This is a genomic window from Betaproteobacteria bacterium, from assembly GCA_016720855.1.
In the GTDB taxonomy this organism is placed as follows: Bacteria; Pseudomonadota; Gammaproteobacteria; order Burkholderiales; family Usitatibacteraceae; genus FEB-7.
In genome coordinates this window covers 58,678-77,329 of the sequence record JADKJU010000002.1, presented here as the reverse complement: position 1 = coordinate 77,329, position 18,652 = coordinate 58,678, and the positions used below count along the sequence as shown (strand labels likewise).

Here is an 18,652-nt window from a genome sequence, read left to right as displayed (position 1 = left end):
CCTTTTCAGTTCCCCATCTTCGAGGGCAGCCAGGTGACGATGCCGGGGAAGAAGTAGATCAGCCCGACGGCAACCACCATCAGCAGGAAGAGCGGGAGGGTCACGCGCGCGATCCACGGGATCTGCTTCTTCGTCATGCCCTGCAGCACGAAGAGGTTGAAGCCCACGGGCGGGGTGATCTGCGCCATCTCCACCACCAGCACGATGAAGACGCCGAACCAGATGAGGTCGAGCCCGGCCTTCTCGATGGTGGGCAGGATCACCCCCATGGTGAGCACGACCATGGAGATGCCGTCGAGAAAGCAGCCCAGGACGATGAAGAACACCATCAACCAGGCGAGCAGCCAGAAGGGCGACAGGCCCAGGCCGGTGATGAATTCCGCCAGGTGGCGCGGCAGGCCGATGTAGCCCATGGAGAGCGTGAGGAAGGCCGCGCCCGCGAGGATCAGCGCGATCATGCAGTAAAGGCGCGTGGCGCCCATGAGGCTCTCGCCGAACACGCGCCGGTTCATCGAGCCCTGCGTCCATGACAGCGCGAGCGAGCCCACCACACCCAGCGCCGCGGCCTCGGTCGCCGTCGCGACGCCGACGTAGATGGACCCCAGCACCAGCGCGATGAGGGCGACCGGGCCGATGAGGTGGCGCGACGTGGAGATCTTCTGCAGGAAAGACAACGGCGCATCCGCCGGCGGGATACGCCCGGCATTCAGGAGCGACCACACGACGGTGTAGCCCATGAAGAGCCCGGCCAGCAGCAGTCCCGGCAGCACGCCCGCGATGAAGAGCTTGGTGATCGAGACCTCGGCCGTCACGCCGTAGACGATCATGATGATCGAGGGCGGGATGAGGAGCCCCAGCGTCCCCGCGCCGGCCAGCGTCCCGATGGTCATGTCCTCCGGATAGCCCCGCCGCTTGAGTTCGGGCAGCGTCATCTTGCCGATGGTGGCGCACGTGGCCGCGCTGGAGCCCGACACCGCGGCGAAGATCGTGCAGCCGATGATGTTGGCGTGCAGGAGCCGCCCCGGGATCTTCTGCAGCCACGGCGCGAGGCCGCGGAACATGTCCTCGGAGAGCTTCGTTCGGAACAGGATCTCGCCCATCCAGAGGAAGAGCGGCAGCGCCGTGAGCGTCCAGGAGGACATCGAGCCCCACACCGTGACGGCCATGGCGTCGCCCACGGGGCGGCTGGTGAAGAGCTCCATGCCGATCCAGGCCACCCCCAGGAGCGCGAGACCGATCCACACTCCGCTCGCGAGCAGCGCGAAGAGGAAGGCGATGAGGACGGCGGTGATGAGGAAGTCCATCCGGCGCTACTCCATGAGCTTCAGTTCCGCCCTGGCCTCCGCGCTGGTGCGAGGATGGCGACGGCGGACGTGCAGCACGAAGTCATCGAGCATCGCCACGGCAAGCACGATCGCCCCGGCCGCCATCGCGATCTGCGGAATCCAGAGAGGGGTGGCATCGTTTCCCTGCGACACGTCATTGAACGTGTACGACTGCCAGACGAGGCGCACGCAGAAGAGCGCCAGCACCAGGCAAAAGCAACTGCCCGCGGCGTGGGACCAGAGCTCGAGGGCGCGGGAAACGCGCTGCCCGAAGCGTTCGAGGAAGAGGCTCACGCGGATGTGCTCGCCGCGCTTGAGCGTGTGCGCCAGCGCGAGAAAGGCCGCGGCGGCCATGCAATAGCCCGCGTAGGCGTCGGAGCCGCGCAGGTTGAACCCGGCCAGGCGCCCGACCACGCTCGCGAGCACCATCAGGAGCACGCCCACCATGAAAAACGCCGCGACCCAGGCAGCGGCGTCGTAAAGCCGATCGAGCGCCTTGCGCACCCTCACCCCGGCCCTCTCCCGGAGGTAGAGGGAGAAAAGCGCCTCCCTTTTCCGCCGGAGACGGGGTCGGGGGTGAGGGCGCTCTTTCGCATCACTTCTTGTATGCGTCGATGATCGCCTTGCCGTCCGGCCCCGCGGTCTTCAGCCACTCCTCGGTGATCGTCGCGCCGATCTTCTGGAAGTCGGCCTTGAGCTGTGCCGAGGGCGGGGCCACGTTCATGCCGTGCTTCCTGAGTTCGCCGAGGTAGAACACGGTCTTCTCCTCGGAAATCTTCCAGCCGCGGGTTTGCGCCGCCGCGGCGGCCGTGAGCAGCGCCTCCTGGGAAGCCTTGTCGAGCGCGTCGTACGCCTTCTTGTTGACGAAGACGAGGTTCTTGGGCAACCAGGCCTGCGTGTCGTAGTAGTTCTTCACCACCTCCCACGCCTTCGTGTCGTATCCGGTGGAGCCGGAGGTGATGTTCGCGTTGACGGCGCCCGTGGCCATGGCCTGCGCGAGTTCGGCGGCCTGGATGGTGACGGGCTGGGCACCCGCCAGCTCGGCGATGCGCGAAATCATGGGGTTGTAGGCGCGAAGCTTGAGGCCCTTCATGTCGGCGATGGAGTTGAGGGGCTTCGTGGAGTAGATGCCCTGCGGCGGCCACGGCACGCAGTAGAGGATCATCATGCCCTGCTTCGCGAAGCGCTCCTCGATCGCCTTCTTCGAGACCTTCCAGAGCTTCGCCGATTCGGCGTAGCTGGTGGCGAGGAAGGGGATCGAGTCGAGGCCGAAGATCGGGTCCTCGTTCGAATAGCCCGAGATGATGAGCTCGCCGATCTGCGCCTGTCCTCCCTGCACGGCGCGCTTGATCTCGGGCGCCTTGAAGAGGGAGGCGGCGGGGTGCACCGTGATCTTGAGCTTGCCGCCGGTGGCCTTGTCCACGTCGGCCGCGAACTGGACGATGTTCTCCGTGTGGAAGTTGGTGGCGGCGTAGGGCGTGGGCATGTCCCACTTGGTCTGGGCGGCGGCGCCGAGGCAAACGGCCAGCGCCAGGGCGCCCGGCAGGGCGTGAAGGATTCTCATCGGGGTTCTCCGGAAGGGGGTCGAAGCACCCGAACGGTAGCTACCGGACAAGCCCGTTGTCAATCCGATTGACAGGCAGGGGTGGGGAGGCCAAATTGGCGCCTCCTCGCAAGGCCCTCCCATGAGCGCGAACATTCCCGGCCGCTGGCAATTCTGGATCGATCGCGGCGGCACGTTCACCGACGTGGTCGCGCGCCGTCCCGACGGCACCATCGCCACGCACAAGCTGCTCTCCGAGAATCCGGAGCGCTATCGCGACGCGGCCATCGCCGCCATCCGCCACTTCCTGGGCGTGAAGTCCGGCGAACCCATCCCCGTCGAGCGCATCGAGGCGGTGAAGATGGGCACCACGGTCGCGACGAACGCCCTCCTGGAACGCAAGGGCGAGTCCACGGTGCTCTTCATCACGCGCGGCTTCCGCGACCAGCTTCGCATCGCCTACCAGAACCGCCCGCGCATCTTCGACCGCCACATCCGCCTGCCCGAGCTCCTGTACCGCAAGGTGGTCGAGGTGGACGAGCGCGTGGGGGCGCACGGCGAGCTCGTCAAGCCGCTCGACGAGACGCTCGCGCGGCGCGACCTGGCGGCGGCGTTCGCCGAGGGCTTCCGATCCATCGCCATCGTCTTCATGCACGGCTACCGTTATCCCGCGCACGAGGCGCGGGTGGCGGCGCTCGCCCGCGAGGCGGGCTTCCCCCAGGTCTCGGTATCGCACGCCGTGAGCCCGCTCATGAAAATCGTCTCGCGCGGGGACACGACGGTGGTGGACGCCTATCTCTCGCCGATCCTCAGGCGTTATGTGGACCAGGTGGCGGGGGAGTTGCCGCGCGCGCGCCTCATGTTCATGCAGTCCTCCGGCGGGCTCACGGACGCGCACCGCTTCCAGGGGAAGGACTCGATCCTCTCCGGGCCGGCGGGCGGCATCGTGGGCATGGTGAAGACGGCGGAACTCGCGGGCTTCCCGAAGGTGATCGGCTTCGACATGGGGGGCACGTCGACCGATGTGTCGCACTACGCCGGGGAACTCGAGCGTGAATTCGACACGCTGGTCGCCGGCGTGCGCATGCGCGCGCCCATGATGGCCATCCACACCATCGCCGCGGGCGGCGGCTCGATCCTGCATTTCGACGGGCAGCGCCAGCGCGTGGGACCCGACTCCGCGGGCGCCAACCCCGGGCCGGCGTGCTATCGGCGCGGGGGCCCGCTGGCGGTCACCGACTGCAACGTGATGCTGGGCAAGATCCACCCCGAGTACTTTCCGAAGGTGTTCGGGGTCCGGGGCGACGAGCCGCTCGATGCCGGCGTCGTGCGCGAGAAGTTCGCGGCGCTGGCCGGCGAGATCGGGACAGCCACGGGCAGGCCGCAGTCGACGGAACAACTGGCGGAGGGATTCCTCAGGATCGCCGTGGCCAACATGGCCAACGCCATCAAGTTCATCAGCGTGCAGCGCGGGCACGACGTGACCGAATACACGCTCCAGTGCTTCGGGGGCGCAGGCGGGCAGCACGCCTGCCTCGTGGCGGACGAGCTGGGCATGACGCAGGTCTACATCCACCCGCTGGCTGGCGTGCTCTCCGCCTACGGGATGGGCCTCGCGCAGGTGCGCGCGCTGCGCGAGGAGGCGGTGGAGTGCCGCATCGAGGGCGCGGCGGACGAACTGGCCGAAAGGACGGGGCGCCTGGCGAAGGGCTGCGCGGGCGAGCTGGAGGAGCAGGGCTGCGCGGTGGAGCGGGTCGACAAGCGCGTGCACCTCAAGTACGAGGGCACGGACTCCTCGCTCGCGGTGCCCCTCGGAGCGCCGGAGGCGATGCGCGCGGATTTCGAGCGGCTCTACCGCGCCCGCTTCAGTTTCCTCATGCCCGACCGCGCGCTAATCGCCGAGGCGGTATCCGTCGAAGCGGTGGGCAAGTCCGACGCGCCGCGGGAAAGCCCCCCCGCCCATGCGGCAGGTCGCGGCCCGGCGCACCCGGCGGAGCACGTGGAAATGACGAGCGGCGGCGAGCGGCACCGCACCCCGGTCTTCGTGAGGGAGGCGCTGGTCCCCGGCCAGCGCGTAGCGGGCCCGGCGATCATCGCCGAGCAGAACGCGACGACGGTGGTGGAGCCCGGCTGGGAGGCCGAGGTCACCGCGCTCGACCATCTCGTGCTCAGGCGCGTCGTGGCGCGGACGGTGCGCTACGCGGCCGGCACCCACGCCGACCCGGTGATGCTCGAGGTGTTCAACAACCTCTTCATGTCCATCGCCGAGCAGATGGGCGTGCGCCTCGCCCAGACGGCCTACTCGGTCAACATCAAGGAGCGGCTCGATTTCTCCTGCGCGCTTTTCGATGCCGAGGGCAACCTCATCGCCAACGCCCCGCACATGCCCGTCCACCTGGGCTCCATGGGCGAGTCGATCAAGACGGTGATCGCGAAGAACGCCGGGAAGATGAAGCCGGGCGACGTCTACGTATTGAACGATCCGTACAACGGCGGGACGCACCTGCCGGACGTAACCGTCATCACGCCGGTATACCCCGAGCGGCATGGGGACAGTCCCCATGAGGCGGGGACCGTCCCCGCGCCATTGTTCTACGTCGGCTCGCGCGGTCACCATGCCGACATCGGGGGCATCACTCCCGGATCGATGCCGCCGTTCTCCAAGACGGTGGAGGAGGAGGGCGTCCTCCTCGACAACGTGAAGCTGGTCGAGGACGGCAAGATGCTCGAGGGCGAAATGCGCCGCCTGCTGGCCTCGGCGACGTGGCCCGCGCGCAACCCCGACCAGAACATCGCCGACCTCCGGGCCCAGGTCGCCGCCAACGAAAAGGGGGTCCAGGAGCTGCGCCGCATGGTGGCCCACTTCGGCCTCGACGTCGTGAAGGCGTACATGAAGCACGTCCAGGACAATGCCGAGGAATGCGTGCGGCGCGTGATCGGCGTGCTGAAGGACGGGGAATTCGCCTACGAGATGGACAACGGGGCCGTCATCCGCGTGAAGATCTCGATCGGCGCCGACCGACGCAGCGCCGTGATCGACTTTGCCGGCTCGAGCGCGCAGCTCGAGAGCAACTTCAACGCGCCCTCGGCGGTGGTCTATGCCGCGGTGCTCTATGTGTTCCGCACCCTCGTGGACGACGACATCCCGCTCAACGCCGGGTGCCTCAAGCCCCTGGAGGTGCGAATTCCCGAAGGCTCGATGCTCAACCCGCGTCCGCCCGCGGCGACGGTGGCCGGCAACGTCGAGACCTCGCAGTGCATCACCGATGCGCTCTACGGGGCGCTGGGCGTCATGGCGGCCTCCTACGGCACGATGAACAACTTCACTTTCGGCAACGACACCTACCAGTACTACGAGACGATCTCGGGCGGAACCGGCGCCGGCCCCGGCTTCCCGGGCACCGACACGGTGCAGGCGCACATGACCAACTCGCGCCTGACCGACCCCGAGGTCCTCGAGTGGCGCTATCCGGTGCGGGTGGATTCGCACTCCATCCGGGCCGGCAGCGGCGGGCAGGGGCGGTGGAACGGCGGCAACGGGGCGACGCGGCGCGTCCGCTTCCTCGAGCCCATGATGGCCGCGATCCTCGCGGGGCACCGGCGCGTGCCGCCCTACGGCATGGCGGGCGGCTTGCCGGGCGAGGTCGGCCGCAACTGGGTCGAGCGTGCGGATGGCTCGCGAACCGACCTGGGCTTCGCGGACGAAACCCAGGTCGGGCCGAACGACGTCTTCGTCATCGAAACGCCGGGCGGCGGCGGCTTCGGCGCCAAGGGACGCGCCCCAGAGACAAACTAGAAAAAGGGGACAGACCCCTTTTCCGGAAATGGGGTCTGTCCCTCTTTTTCCTCTTTTCAGGTGGCATGCTTCTTGAACTTGCGAATGAAAAACGCGGGCGCTTGACTTCGCGCAGAATCTGTCGCCAATCGGCAACGCACGATTCAAAAATAGTTTGTCGAGGCCGCGACTGCGTATAAAATGGGCGCCTTTTCCGCGGCTCACATACCGATTACAAACGCCGTGAAGATCGGACCCATTTCCCTTCGCAACAATCTCATCGTCGCGCCCATGGCGGGCGTGACGGACCGGCCATTCCGCAGCCTGTGCAAGAAGATGGGCGCGGGCATGGCGGTCTCCGAGATGGTCGCCTCCAATTCCCTGCTGTGGGGCTCGGAGAAGACGATCCGCCGCGGAAACCACGAGGGAGAAGTCGAGCCCAAAGTGATCCAGATCGCCGGGTCGGACCCCGCGATGATGGCCGAGGCGGCGAAATACAACGTGGACCGGGGCGCGCAGATCATCGACATCAACATGGGCTGCCCGGCCAAGAAGATCTGCAACGTGGCCGCGGGATCGGCGCTCCTGCGCGACGAGCCGCTGGTCGCGCGCATCGTCGAGGCGGTGGTGAGGGCGGTCCAGGTCCCGGTCACCCTCAAGTTCCGCACCGGCTGGAGCACCGAGAACCGCAACGCCCTCACGATCGCGCGCATCGCCGAGCAAAGCGGCATCGCCGCCATCGCCCTGCACGGCCGCACGCGCGCCTGCATGTACACGGGAGACGCCGAGTACGACACCATCAGGGCGGTCAAGGCATCGGTCGGCATTCCGGTGATGGCCAACGGCGACATCGATTCTCCCGAGAAGGCGAAGCACGTGCTCGAGTACACGGGCGCGGATGCCGTCATGATCGGCCGCGCGGCCCAGGGCCGCCCCTGGATCTTCCGCGAGATCGACCACTACCTGAAGACGGGCGGGAAGCTGGCGCCCCCCGAGGTCGCGGAGATCCGCGAGGTGCTGCTCGGGCACCTGGACGACCTCTACGCCTTCTATGGGGTCGAGCGCGGCTCGCGCGTCGCCCGCAAGCACATCGCCTGGTACACGAAGGGGCTCAAGAACTCCGCCCTTTTCCGCGCCCGCATGAATCAGCTCCAGTCCTCGGGTGAACAGCTCGCGGCCGTCCGCCTCTTCTTCGACGGCCTCTCCGAGCGTTCGCCGCGTCTCGAATACGATGATGAGGTGGCCCTTGCAGCCTAGAACCCAAGCCCGATCCGCCGCCAGGGCGGAAACCGCCGAGCGCGAGAACGACCTGTCCTCGACCGTGCGCAAGATGATGAAGCAGTACTTCAAGGACCTCGACGGCGAGAAGCCCTGCGGCATCTACAACATGGTCGTGAACGCCGTCGAGAAGCCGCTCCTCGAGGTGGTCATGAACCACGCGCAGGGCAACCAGACCCGCGCGGCCGAGCTGCTCGGCATCAACCGCAACACGCTGCGCAAGAAGCTGCAGGAACACGGCATCGACTGAAGTTTCCGCTCCGTCCCAGCGGGGCCCACATTTCCGGACCGGGGTACCCGCCTGCGCGGGGACGACAAAATGCCAGCCGACCTCATCAGAATCCAACGGGCGCTGATCAGCGTCTCCGACAAGTCCGGCGTCGTCGAATTCGCGAAGGCCCTGGCCTCGCACGGCGTCGAGCTCCTCTCCACGGGCGGTACCGCGAAGCTTCTCGCTTCCGCCGGCCTGCCCGTCATCGAGGTGGGCGACTACACCGGCTTCCCCGAGATGATGGACGGCCGCGTGAAGACGCTGCACCCGAAGGTCCACGGTGGCATCCTCGCCCGCCGCGACCTCCCCGAGCACGTGGCGGCCATGAAGCAGCACGGCATCCCGCCCATCGACATGGTGGTGGTGAACCTCTACCCGTTCGCGCAGACCGTGGCGAAGCCCGGCTGCACGATGATGGATGCCATCGAGAACATCGACATCGGCGGCCCCGCCATGGTGAGGGCTTCGGCCAAGAACCACGCGTTCGTGGCCATCGTCACCGATCCGGCGGACTACGCGGGGCTTGCGACGAAGCTCGCCGCGAGCGGCGGCAAGCTCGGGTTCGCGGACCGCTATTCGCTCGCCGCCAAGGCCTTCAGCCACACCGCCGAGTACGACGGCATGATCTCCTCGTGGCTCACGGCGAGGGACGAGAAGGGCGCCGCCCGCGCGTTTCCGGGCCGCCTGAACCTGCAGTTCACGCTCGCGCAGACGCTGCGCTATGGCGAGAACCCGCACCAGTCGGCCGCCTTCTACGTGGAAAGCGATCCGGCCAAGGGTACGCTTTCGCGCTTCCGCCAGGTGCAGGGCAAGGAGCTCAGCTACAACAACATCGCGGACGCCGACGCCGCCTGGGAATGCTGCCGCTCCTTCGACGTGCCTGCCTGCGTGATCGTCAAGCACGCCAACCCCTGTGGCGTGGCCATCGCCCAGTCGCCGCGGGAAGCGTACGGCCGAGCCTTCCTCACCGACCCGACCTCGGCATTCGGCGGCATCATCGCCTTCAACCGGCCGGTGGACGGGCCCACGGCGGAGGCGGTCTCGAAGCAGTTCGTCGAAGTGGTGATCGCGCCGGCCTACGAGGAGGCGGCGAAGAAGGTGTTCGCGGCGAAGCAGAACGTGCGCCTGCTCACGATCGAGGCGGCCCGTGACTTGAACCGCCTCGACATGAAGCGCGTGGGCGGCGGGCTTCTCGTGCAGACCTCCGATGCCTTCGACGTGGCGGAGCTTCGTTACGTGACGAAGAGGAAGCCCACGCAGGCCGAGATGAACGACCTCGTCTTCGCCTTCCGCGTGGCCAGGTACGTGAAGTCGAACGCCATCGTCTTCTGCTCGAACGGCATGACGCTGGGGGTGGGAGCCGGCCAGATGAGCCGCGTGGATTCCACGCGCATCGCCGCCATGAAGGCGAAGAACGCGGGCCTTGCGCTCGCCGGTTCGGTCGCGGCCTCCGACGCGTTTTTCCCGTTCCGCGACGGCCTGGACGTCGTGGCGAAGGCGGGCGCGAGGGCCGTCATCCAGCCCGGCGGCAGCATGCGCGACGATGAGGTGATCGCCGCCGCCAACGAGCACGGCATGGCGATGGTGTTCACCGGCATGCGGCATTTCAGGCATTGATGGCCGGCCGGCCCGATCCCGGACCATGAAGCTTCTCGTCATCGGCTCCGGCGGCCGCGAGCACGCTCTGGCGTGGAAGCTGGCGAATTCCCCGCGCGTCTCGAAGGTCCTGGTTGCCCCCGGAAACGCCGGCACGGCGCGCGAGGAAGGTCTCGTGAACGTGGACGTCACCTCCAACGCGGACCTCGTGAAGCTCGCGAAGGACGAGCAGGTTGCGCTCACCGTCGTGGGGCCGGAGGCGCCTCTGGCCGCGGGCGTGGTGGATCTCTTCCGCGCCGAGGGGCTCGCGATCTTCGGCCCGACGAAAGCGGCGGCGCAGCTCGAATCGTCCAAGGATTTCGCCAAGCGCTTCATGGCGCGCCACGGCATTCCGACGGCGCACTACGCCACCTTCACGGACGCCGGCGCGGCGCATGCGCATCTCGACGAGAAAGGCGCGCCGATCGTGATCAAGGCCGACGGCCTCGCCGCGGGCAAGGGCGTCGTCGTCGCGATGACGCTCCGGGAGGCGCACGAGGCGATCGACATGATGCTCTCCGGCGGCGGCATGGGAGAAGCAGGCCACCGCGTCGTCATCGAGGAGTTCATGGCCGGCGAGGAGGCGAGCTTCATCGTCATGGCCGACGGAAAGCACGCGCTCGCGTTCGCGTCCACGCAGGACCACAAGCGGATCTTCGACGGCGACCGCGGCCCCAATACGGGCGGCATGGGCGCGTATTCACCGGCGCCCGTGGTCACGCCCGAGGTGCATGCACACGCCATGCGCGAAGTGATCATGCCCACGCTCAAGGGCATGGAGAAGGAAGGCACGCCCTACACGGGGTTTCTCTACGCGGGCCTCATGATCGATGCGCATGGCGCGCCGCGCGTGGTGGAGTTCAACTGCCGCATGGGGGACCCGGAAACGCAGCCCATCATGATGCGGCTGAAGAGCGACTTCCTCGACCTGCTGGAGCACGCGATCGACGGCACGCTCGACCAAGCGCAGGCCGACTGGGATCGCCGCGCGGCCCTGGGCGTGGTGCTGGCCGCAGAGGGCTACCCCGGGTCGCCGAGGAAGGGCGACGTGATCACCGGGCTCTCGCGAGGCACGGACGACTGCCATGTCTTCCATGCCGGAACCGCGGAACGGGACGGCGAGGTGGTCACCGCGGGCGGACGCGTGCTGTGCGTCACCGCGCTCGGCGACAAGGTGAAGATCGCCGCCAGCCGCGCCTACGAAATGGCGGCGGGAATCCGCTTCGAGGGCATGCAGTACCGCAAGGACATCGGGTATCGGGCCATCCACCGGAAATGACCCTCTCCCCCGGTCCTCTCCCCCGGAAGAGGAGTCGGGAGTGAGGAAAAGCGAATCATGGACATCGACGCGGTAGGAACCTATCTCACCGGCCTGCAGGAGCGCATCGTCGATCGCTTCGCGCAGCTCGACGGCAAGCCTTTTCTTCGCGATTCGTGGGATCGCCCCGAGGGCGGCGGAGGGGTGTCGCGCCTCATCGAGGAAGGCAACCTCCTGGAGCGCGGCGGCGTGGGTTTCTCGCACGTGATGGGCAAGAGCCTTCCGCCCTCGGCCTCCGCTCATCGTCCGGAGATCGCGGGGCGCCCGTGGGAGGCGATGGGCGTTTCGCTCGTCTTCCACCCGCGCAACCCCTACGTGCCGACCGTGCACATGAACGTGCGCTTCTTCGCCGCGAAATCACCGGACGGCGATCCGGCGAAGGCCGTGTGGTGGTTCGGCGGCGGCATGGACCTCACGCCCTACTACGGCTTCGAGGAGGACTGCGTCCACTTCCACCGGGTGAACCGTGAGGCGCTCTCGCCCTTCGGACCGGACTACCACCCGCGCTTCAAGAAGTGGTGCGACGAGTACTTCTACAACAAGCACCGCAGCGAGCCGCGCGGCATCGGCGGCACCTTCTTCGACGACTTCAACGAACCCGGCTTCGAGCAGTGCTTCGCGATCCAGCGCGCCGTGGGCGATGCGTTCCTGCCGGCCTACGTTCCCCTCGTCGAGCGCCGCCGCGACATTCCCTACGGTGAGCGCGAGCGCGACTTCCAGGCCTATCGCCGGGGCCGCTACGTGGAGTTCAACCTCGTCTGGGATCGCGGCACGCATTTCGGCCTGCAGTCGGGTGGGCGCACGGAATCGATCCTCATGTCGCTGCCACCGGTGGTGAAGTGGCGCTACGACTGGAAGCCGGCGGCCGGCACGCCCGAGGCGAAGCTCATCACCGACTTCCTCGTCCCGAAGGACTGGGCCTGAAATCCCTAAATTTTCCCTTGGTAATCAGGCATCTTTCGCGTATAGTGCGGCTTGTGCGGTGCAGCAAAACAGTAATTCGCATCGCATTCGTTCATCGTCCCTGACCTCCCCGGAAGAGAAATCTCTCTTCCTGCTGCAGTTCCCCACGGTTAATTCCCAAGGATTGCGAATCGGTTGGTGCCGGTGTCTTGGCCTGCCGACTTCGCGCGCCCTTTCCATACCGGCGTTGTGAGTACTCCGTTTCCGACGACGGGCGGCGTGCCTTTTTCGCAATCGCCGTACAGGCGCGCCCACCGGAATGGACGCGCGGGAAAACTGCAAATGAATTTCGACTCCCTGGGCCTTGCTGCCCCCATCTGCGACGCCGTCGCAGCCGCGGGTTACACCGACCCGACCCCCGTGCAGGAGCGCGTCGTGCCCGAAGCGCTCGCCGGGCGCGACCTCATGGTCTCCTCGCAGACCGGCTCCGGCAAGACGGCGGCGTTCATGCTGCCTGCGCTGCAGATGCTGTCCGAAGCGCATCCGGTTGCCGGCCGCGGGCCGCGCGTCCTGGTGCTCGTGCCGACGCGCGAGCTCTCGATGCAGGTCACGAAAGCCGCCGAAACCTACGGCCGCAACATGAAGCGGATCAAGACCGTCTCCGTGGTGGGCGGCATGCCCTACCCGGCGCAGAACCGCCTGCTTCAGGGCGGCGTGGATATCCTCGTCGCCACTCCGGGGCGCCTCCTCGACCAGATGCAGTCCGGGCGTGTTGACCTGACCCGCCTGCAGATGCTCGTGCTCGACGAGGCCGATCGCATGCTGGACATGGGGTTCAAGGACGACCTGGAGGCCATCGTCGCGAAGATGCCCACGGCGCGCCAGACGCTGCTCTTCTCGGCCACGCTCGATTCGAACATCGTTCGCCTTGCCGGCGCCTTGCTGCGCAACCCGGCACGGATCGAGATCTCGAACCAGCAGGAGCGCCACGAGAACATCTCGCAGCGCCTGCACCTTGCCGACGACATGGGCCACAAGAACCGGCTGCTGAACCACGTGCTGCGCGACGCCGACATGAACCAGGCCATCGTGTTCACCGCGACCAAGCGCTCGGCCGACGAACTGGCCCGTGACCTGTATTCGCAGGGCTTCTCGGCTGCCGCGCTCCATGGCGACATGAACCAGGGCGCCCGCACCCGCACGCTCCAGGCGCTTCGCCGCGGAGGGCTGCGCGTGCTGGTGGCGACCGACGTCGCCGCGCGCGGCATCGACGTGCAGGGCGTCTCGCACGTCATCAACTACGATCTGCCACGCCAGGCCGAGGACTACGTGCACCGCATTGGCCGCACCGGCCGTGCGGGACGCAACGGGACGGCGATCAGCCTGGTCAACGCGCGCGAGCATGCCCAGGTGAAGACCATCGAGCGATTCACGGCGCAGCAGATCCCGGTCAGCGTGATCGCGGGGCTGGAGCCGAAGGCGCGCGGATTCGCGAAGCCGTCGGGCCCGGCCCGGCGCCCCGCGGGCAAGTCGTGGGCCAAGCCTGCGGGCAGGTCGTTCCGCCAAGGCCGCTAGAAAGACGAACCGGCTGCAATAAAGGGGACAGGCCCCATTTCCCGGAATCAAGGGAAATGGGGCCTGTCCCCTTTTTGCTATCCCTCGAATCCTTCGAGGAGGATGAGCCGCCCGCGGCTGGCGGCGCGCCGCAAAGCCTTGGGCCTGGCGTATTCCGGCGAATCCCACCAGGCGCGAGCGGCTTCGGTGGAAGGGAATTCGATGACGACGCGGCGTAGCGGCGGCCAGTCACCCTCGAGAACCTCCGCCATGCCACCGCGCACGATGAAACGCCCGCCGTACTGCACGATGGTGGCGGGCACCGTCGAGGTGTAGGCCTTGTAGCCCTCGGGGTCGGTGATGTCGATCTCGGCGATGACGTAGGCGGCCATGGTCAGACTTTCGCGTAGGCGGTGCGCACGGGTTCGGCACCGTGGATTTTCTCGAGGCGGCGGACGATGAAGTGCCCGCGAGCCATGTCCTGGTAATGCCCGATGAAGAGGGTATTCACGACCGCGCCGCCGGCTGCGCCGATGATGGGAATGGACTGCACGGCCGCCTTCTCGGAGACGACCACGCCGAAGCGGGCGCCGATGGCCGACACCAGGCGCACCACCGCGGGGGCGCCGGATTTCGACAGGCCTTTCCTGGCCAGGTGCGCCGAAGCTTCCGAGACGGCCGAGGCAAGGGCCGCGCGCGTCGCGAAGTATCCCGAATTGGCGGCGTCGTCGCGCTTGTCCCGGCCGGACCCCAGCGCGAAGACGGTGAGGCAGGCGAGCTTGGTGTCGATATGGCGGGGGTTCTCGCCTTCGCTCGCGGCGATGTCCGCGATGGAGCGAAGCATGAGCGTGGTGGAAAGCGGCAGCTCCCAGCTGAGGGCTGCCAACCCGAAGGCGCCACCCGCGGCCCCGGAGGCCGCCGCCGCCAGGCGATGGAACTTGTCCTGCGACGTGAGCCGCGGGCGCTCGCCCAGCGAGGTCACCGCCACGTCCAGCGCCTTCATGAGCGCGCCTTCGGTCGCCTTGTACGCGCTTTTCTGCCACCTGGACGGGAGCATCTTCATGCCCTTTTCGACGGGCGAGCCGAGCATCGAGGAAAGCTTGGCGGCAAGTCCGGGGTTCTCGAGCAGCGACTTGGCGCGCTTCAGGTCCGCGAGATCGTCCTTCGTGAGCGTGGTCATGACCGGGATGTTACTAAAGAAAAAGGGGACAGACCCCTTTTCGGGAAAAGGGGTCTGTCCCCTTTTTCCTAGGGGTTCTCCGGCGCTCTCGAGAAGAGGCGGTCGGGCAGGGAGCGGATGCGCTCGAAGAGCCTGGCGCCCCACAGCGAGGTCTGTGCCTGCACGCTCTCGGCCACCTGGTGCTGGCGCGCGAGGTCGGGGCGCTGCTTGATGGCGCGGTACTTGTCGAGGGCCGCATCGATGTGGCGGCGAAGCTGGCGCACGTCGATGGGCTTGTTCAGGAAGCGGAAGATCTGCGCCTGGTTGATGAGCTCGATGACCAGCTCCGAATCCGAGGATTCGGTGACGAGGATGGACAGGATCTCCGGGTGCTGCGCCTTGAGCAGCTTGAAGAGGGTGGTGAGCCCCTCAGGCCCCACGGAAAGGTCCGCGACGATGAGCGCGATCTCTTCGGCCTCGAGCGCCTTCACCGCGTCCTCCGCGCTCGAGACCAGGCGGATCGGCGCCACGCCGTCCAGGACGGACTTGAGCCCGTCGGCGAGCGCCGAGGAGGAGTCGACCACCAGGATCGAGGCGTCGATACGCTCGGGCGGCGCGAGCGAGGCGGGCGGCACGGCCGCCAGCTCCATCGCGATGGCGACCGCGTCCGCGATGATCTTCTGCATCTCGGCGTTGTCCCAGGGCTTCTTCACGAAGCGAAACACCTCGCCTTCGTTGATCGAGCCCACGATCGCGGCGAGATCCGAGTAGCCGGTGAGGAGCAGGCGCACCGAGTTGGGCGAGAGCTCCTTCACCTGCCGCAGCAGGTCCACGCCCAGCATGTTGGGCATGCGCTGGTCGCTCACCACCACGTGGATGCCGAAGCGCTTCACGAATTCGAGTCCGAGCGCACCGTTCTCGGCGGTGAAGACGTGGTACTGGCCGCGGAAAAGGGTGCGAAGGGCGTTGAGGATCCGCTCTTCATCGTCCACGAAGAGCACGCGCGCCTTCTTCGAATCGCCCACCGTCGCGAAGGTGGACGCGGAGGCCGCCGTGGCGGCCGTATCGCCCATCACGCCCGCGTCCCTGGCGCCGGCAATGAGGCGCGCCTTGTCCATGAGGCTCGCGGCGCCGGACGGGCCGGCCGCGCCGGCCGCGGCGGCGGCGGTGGCAAGCGGGCCGCCGAGGCTTTCCTCGAGAGCGCCCTTCAGGGCATCGGCGAATTCGCGCGCGGACTGGAAGCGGTCCGAGGGGTCCTTGGCGAGCGCCTTCTGCAACACCCAGTCGAGCTGCCAGGTGACCTTCGGATTGTGCGTCGAGGGGTTGGCAGGGCGATCGTTCATCACGCGGCGCAGGATCTCGACGTTGTTGCCGGTGAAGGGACGCGTTCCGGTGAGCAGTTCGTAGAGCATCACCCCGACCTGGTAGAGATCCGTGCGCGGGGTGGCCTCCAGGCCGCTGAACTGCTCCGGGGCCATGTAATGGGGGGTTCCCACGATGTCGCCCATCACCGTGAGCGTGGAGGTGTCGATCCGCGCCACGCCGAAGTCGGTGATCTTGATGCGTCCGTCGTCGTTGATGAGGACGTTGCCGGGCTTCAGGTCGCGATGGATGACCCCCTGTCCGTGGGAGTAGGCGAGCCCGTCGAGCATCTGCCGGATGATCTCCCAGGTGTCCTTGAAGCCGTACTGCGTCACCTCCTTGAGGTGGTGCGCGAGCGACTTGCCGTTCACCAGCTCCATCACGATGCAGGCGAGCTCGTCGGTCTCGATGAAGTCGTAGATCGCGGCGATGCGCGGATGCGTGAGGCGCCCGACGGCTTCGGCCTCGTGGCGGAAGCGGCTGATCACGTACTCGATGTCGGCGGGGTCGAGCAGGCTCTTGGTGATCACCTTGAGCGCCACGGGCCGCTTGATGCCGGGATCGAAGCCGCGAAAGACGAGCCCCGTCGCCCCCTTGCCGAGGATCGTCTGGACGGCGTACTTGCCGATTTTCTCGGGGATCTTCAAGGCTTCACGCCACGGACGCCGCGAGTTCCGCGGGCGGCTTGAACGGCAGGACCACGGTAAAGACGGTTCCTTCGCCCACTGTCGAGCTCACGTCGATCCGCCCGCCGTGCTGGGCGACGATCTTGTAGGCGATCGACAGCCCCAGCCCCGTGCCCTTGCCGATCTCCTTGGTGGTGAAGAAGGGGTCGAAGATCCTGGGGAGCGTTTCGGCGCCGATGCCCTTGCCGTTGTCGGCCACCTCGATCGCGATCGCATCGGCGCCCTCGCGCCGCGTGGTGACGGATATCCGCTTGTCGGGTTTGTCGAGGGCCTGGGCGGCGTTGGTCACCAGGTTGAGCAGCACCTGGTTCACCTGCGAGGGAGAGCACGTGATCGACGGGATGTCCCCGAAGCGCCGCTCGACCTGCGCGCCGCGAAGCTGGGGCCTTGCGATGAGGAGAGTTGCCGAGATGCCCTCGTTCACGTTGAAGCTCGCCACCTTGCTGCGGTCGAGCCGCGAGAAGTTCTTCAGGTTCACGACCAGCTCCGAGATCTGCTCGATGCCGTGCAGGCCGTCGTTGGAGAGCGTATCGAGGTCTTCCAGAACCTGGTGGTCGCGAAGCTGCGCCAGGCGCGCGTTCACGGCGCCGAAGGTCTCCTGCAGGTCCGCCGGGTTGGCGGCGTCCGATTGCAGCAGCCCCATCAGGCGCCCGGACTGCGCCACCGCGTCCTTGAGCTCCGGCAGGCGGTCGCGCACGGTGGCCACGCTGTTCTTCACGTAGGCGAGCGGCGTGTTGATCTCGTGGGCCACGCCCGCCACCATCTGCCCGAGCGAGGACATCTTCTCGCTCTGCACCAGCTGCGCCTCGGATTCCTTGAGCCTCACGAGCGCCTCGGACAGCTCCCGGGTGCGCTCGACCACGCGCTTCTCCAGGCTCTCGTTGGCCGCCGTGAGCGCGGCCCGCGCGGCAATGACGCGAGCGGCGAGATACCCCAAAAGAATGAGTAGCGCCGCGGCGTAGAAGAACAGGTAAACGCGCCAGCGCTCCTTGTCGTCCAGGGCGGACTGCACCGAGCGCGAGATCGACTTCGAGAGCAGTTCGACGCGTCCCCCGGCCGTGATGAAGCTGAACTTGTCCGCGGCCTCGCGCTCCCCGGCGCGAGCGGCGAAAAACGCGCGCAACGCCATGTCGGCACCAGATGCCGGCGCAGCGAGCGAAGGATCGGCGGCCTTCGCGCCTTCCGTGACCGTGGCGAGGCGCGCCGCGAAAGGGCCGTCCTGGGCTTGCATCGAGCGCGCAATGGCTGCCAGCGCTGTCGCTTCGCCCGCAATCGCGGTGTAGCGCTCCGCGTGCTTCGGGTCCTTGAGCCGCATCGTCAAGGCCTCGTTCGCGAGGGCCTGCGTCGCGGCCTGCGCGGCGGCGAGGGATTCGATCGACTTCGCGTGCCGAGCCTTGAGCGTTTCCCACGCAGCGGTCTTGCCCGCCATGCCTTCCTTGATCGCGGGAAGCGCCGCGGCGATATCGGGCCGGCCGGAGGCGCGTCCCAGTTCATGCAGGATGCGGCTGAGCGTGGAGCCGCGGTCCGGTGGCGCGATGGCGGGCTCGAGCGTGGCCGCGTAACGGGCGGCATCCGCGTCCCAGCGCGTGTCGAGCTCCTTCAGCTCGCCCAGGAGCGAGAGGACCTCTGCGTCCTTCTTGAAGTCGATCGCTTCCGTGCGCGAATAGAGGAACGCGAGCATGCCGAGCAGCGCGATCGCGATGATGGCGGGGAGGGCGCCGCGGGCGGCCCGGTTGGTCGTCATGGATTGGCCAGGTTTCGTGGGTCGTATGGGCCGCGCATGGCGGCCTTTTGCGTTCCCGATTGTCCGCGTACGCCGCCGGGTGAGTCTGTGAGTCGCGTC

General features: G+C 67.4%; 14 protein-coding genes. 7 read left to right on the top strand and 7 right to left on the bottom strand.

Going from position 1 to position 18,652, the window contains the following annotated elements:
• Positions 1-5: 5 nt before the first annotated feature.
• The 3 genes from IPP91_07600 to IPP91_07590 form a co-directional block, all read right to left on the bottom strand.
• The gene (locus IPP91_07600; GenBank protein MBL0141929.1) at positions 6-1,304 is read right to left on the bottom strand and encodes a TRAP transporter large permease subunit; all 1,299 of its coding nucleotides are present in this window, start codon (positions 1,302-1,304) and stop codon (positions 6-8) included.
• 6 nt (positions 1,305-1,310) lie between these two features.
• Entirely contained in the window at positions 1,311-1,829 is a 519-nt protein-coding gene (locus tag IPP91_07595; GenBank protein MBL0141928.1) for a TRAP transporter small permease subunit, read from the bottom strand.
• A 91-nt stretch (positions 1,830-1,920) separates the two neighbouring features.
• Positions 1,921-2,889, bottom strand: a complete 969-nt coding sequence (locus tag IPP91_07590; protein MBL0141927.1) for a TRAP transporter substrate-binding protein — start codon at positions 2,887-2,889, stop codon at positions 1,921-1,923.
• Positions 2,890-3,010: 121 nt separating this feature from the next.
• Here IPP91_07590 and IPP91_07585 point away from each other — a divergent pair, with 121 nt between their 5' ends.
• The 7 genes from IPP91_07585 (at position 3,011) to IPP91_07555 (ending at position 13,623) form a co-directional block, all read left to right on the top strand.
• Positions 3,011-6,664: a hydantoinase B/oxoprolinase family protein gene (locus IPP91_07585; GenBank protein ID MBL0141926.1), complete on the top strand. Its 3,654-nt coding sequence runs from the start codon at positions 3,011-3,013 to the stop codon at positions 6,662-6,664.
• A gap of 222 nt (positions 6,665-6,886) precedes the next feature.
• On the top strand, positions 6,887-7,900 hold the full coding sequence (dusB, locus tag IPP91_07580) for a tRNA dihydrouridine synthase DusB (GenBank protein ID MBL0141925.1): 1,014 nt from the start codon (positions 6,887-6,889) through the stop codon (positions 7,898-7,900).
• Positions 7,878-8,171 carry a Fis family transcriptional regulator gene (locus IPP91_07575; GenBank protein ID MBL0141924.1) on the top strand — a complete coding sequence of 98 codons (294 nt, stop codon included), beginning with the start codon at positions 7,878-7,880 and terminating at the stop codon, positions 8,169-8,171. The genes dusB and IPP91_07575 overlap by 23 nt, the downstream gene beginning before the upstream one ends.
• 69 nt (positions 8,172-8,240) lie before the next feature.
• Positions 8,241-9,809, top strand: coding sequence for a bifunctional phosphoribosylaminoimidazolecarboxamide formyltransferase/IMP cyclohydrolase (gene purH, locus IPP91_07570; GenBank protein ID MBL0141923.1), 1,569 nt, complete (start codon positions 8,241-8,243; stop codon positions 9,807-9,809).
• A 25-nt stretch (positions 9,810-9,834) separates the two neighbouring features.
• Entirely contained in the window at positions 9,835-11,106 is a 1,272-nt protein-coding gene (purD, locus tag IPP91_07565; GenBank protein ID MBL0141922.1) for a phosphoribosylamine--glycine ligase, read from the top strand.
• Positions 11,107-11,163: 57 nt separating this feature from the next.
• A complete protein-coding gene (gene hemF, locus IPP91_07560; protein MBL0141921.1) occupies positions 11,164-12,069 on the top strand; it encodes an oxygen-dependent coproporphyrinogen oxidase in 906 nt (301 codons plus the stop codon).
• A gap of 321 nt (positions 12,070-12,390) precedes the next feature.
• Complete coding sequence (locus IPP91_07555) at positions 12,391-13,623, top strand: DEAD/DEAH box helicase (GenBank protein MBL0141920.1); 1,233 nt, start codon at positions 12,391-12,393, stop codon at positions 13,621-13,623.
• Positions 13,624-13,700: 77 nt separating this feature from the next.
• Here IPP91_07555 and IPP91_07550 read toward each other — a convergent pair whose 3' ends face one another.
• From IPP91_07550 to IPP91_07535, 4 genes are all read right to left on the bottom strand, one after another.
• The gene (locus tag IPP91_07550) at positions 13,701-13,994 is read right to left on the bottom strand and encodes a DUF1330 domain-containing protein (protein MBL0141919.1); all 294 of its coding nucleotides are present in this window, start codon (positions 13,992-13,994) and stop codon (positions 13,701-13,703) included.
• 2 nt (positions 13,995-13,996) lie between these two features.
• A complete protein-coding gene (locus tag IPP91_07545; protein MBL0141918.1) occupies positions 13,997-14,782 on the bottom strand; it encodes an EcsC family protein in 786 nt (261 codons plus the stop codon).
• A gap of 68 nt (positions 14,783-14,850) precedes the next feature.
• On the bottom strand, positions 14,851-16,770 hold the full coding sequence (locus tag IPP91_07540; GenBank protein MBL0141917.1) for a protein kinase: 1,920 nt from the start codon (positions 16,768-16,770) through the stop codon (positions 14,851-14,853).
• Positions 16,771-16,774: 4 nt separating this feature from the next.
• Positions 16,775-18,553, bottom strand: coding sequence for a hypothetical protein (locus IPP91_07535; GenBank protein MBL0141916.1), 1,779 nt, complete (start codon positions 18,551-18,553; stop codon positions 16,775-16,777).
• Positions 18,554-18,652 lie beyond the last annotated feature (99 nt).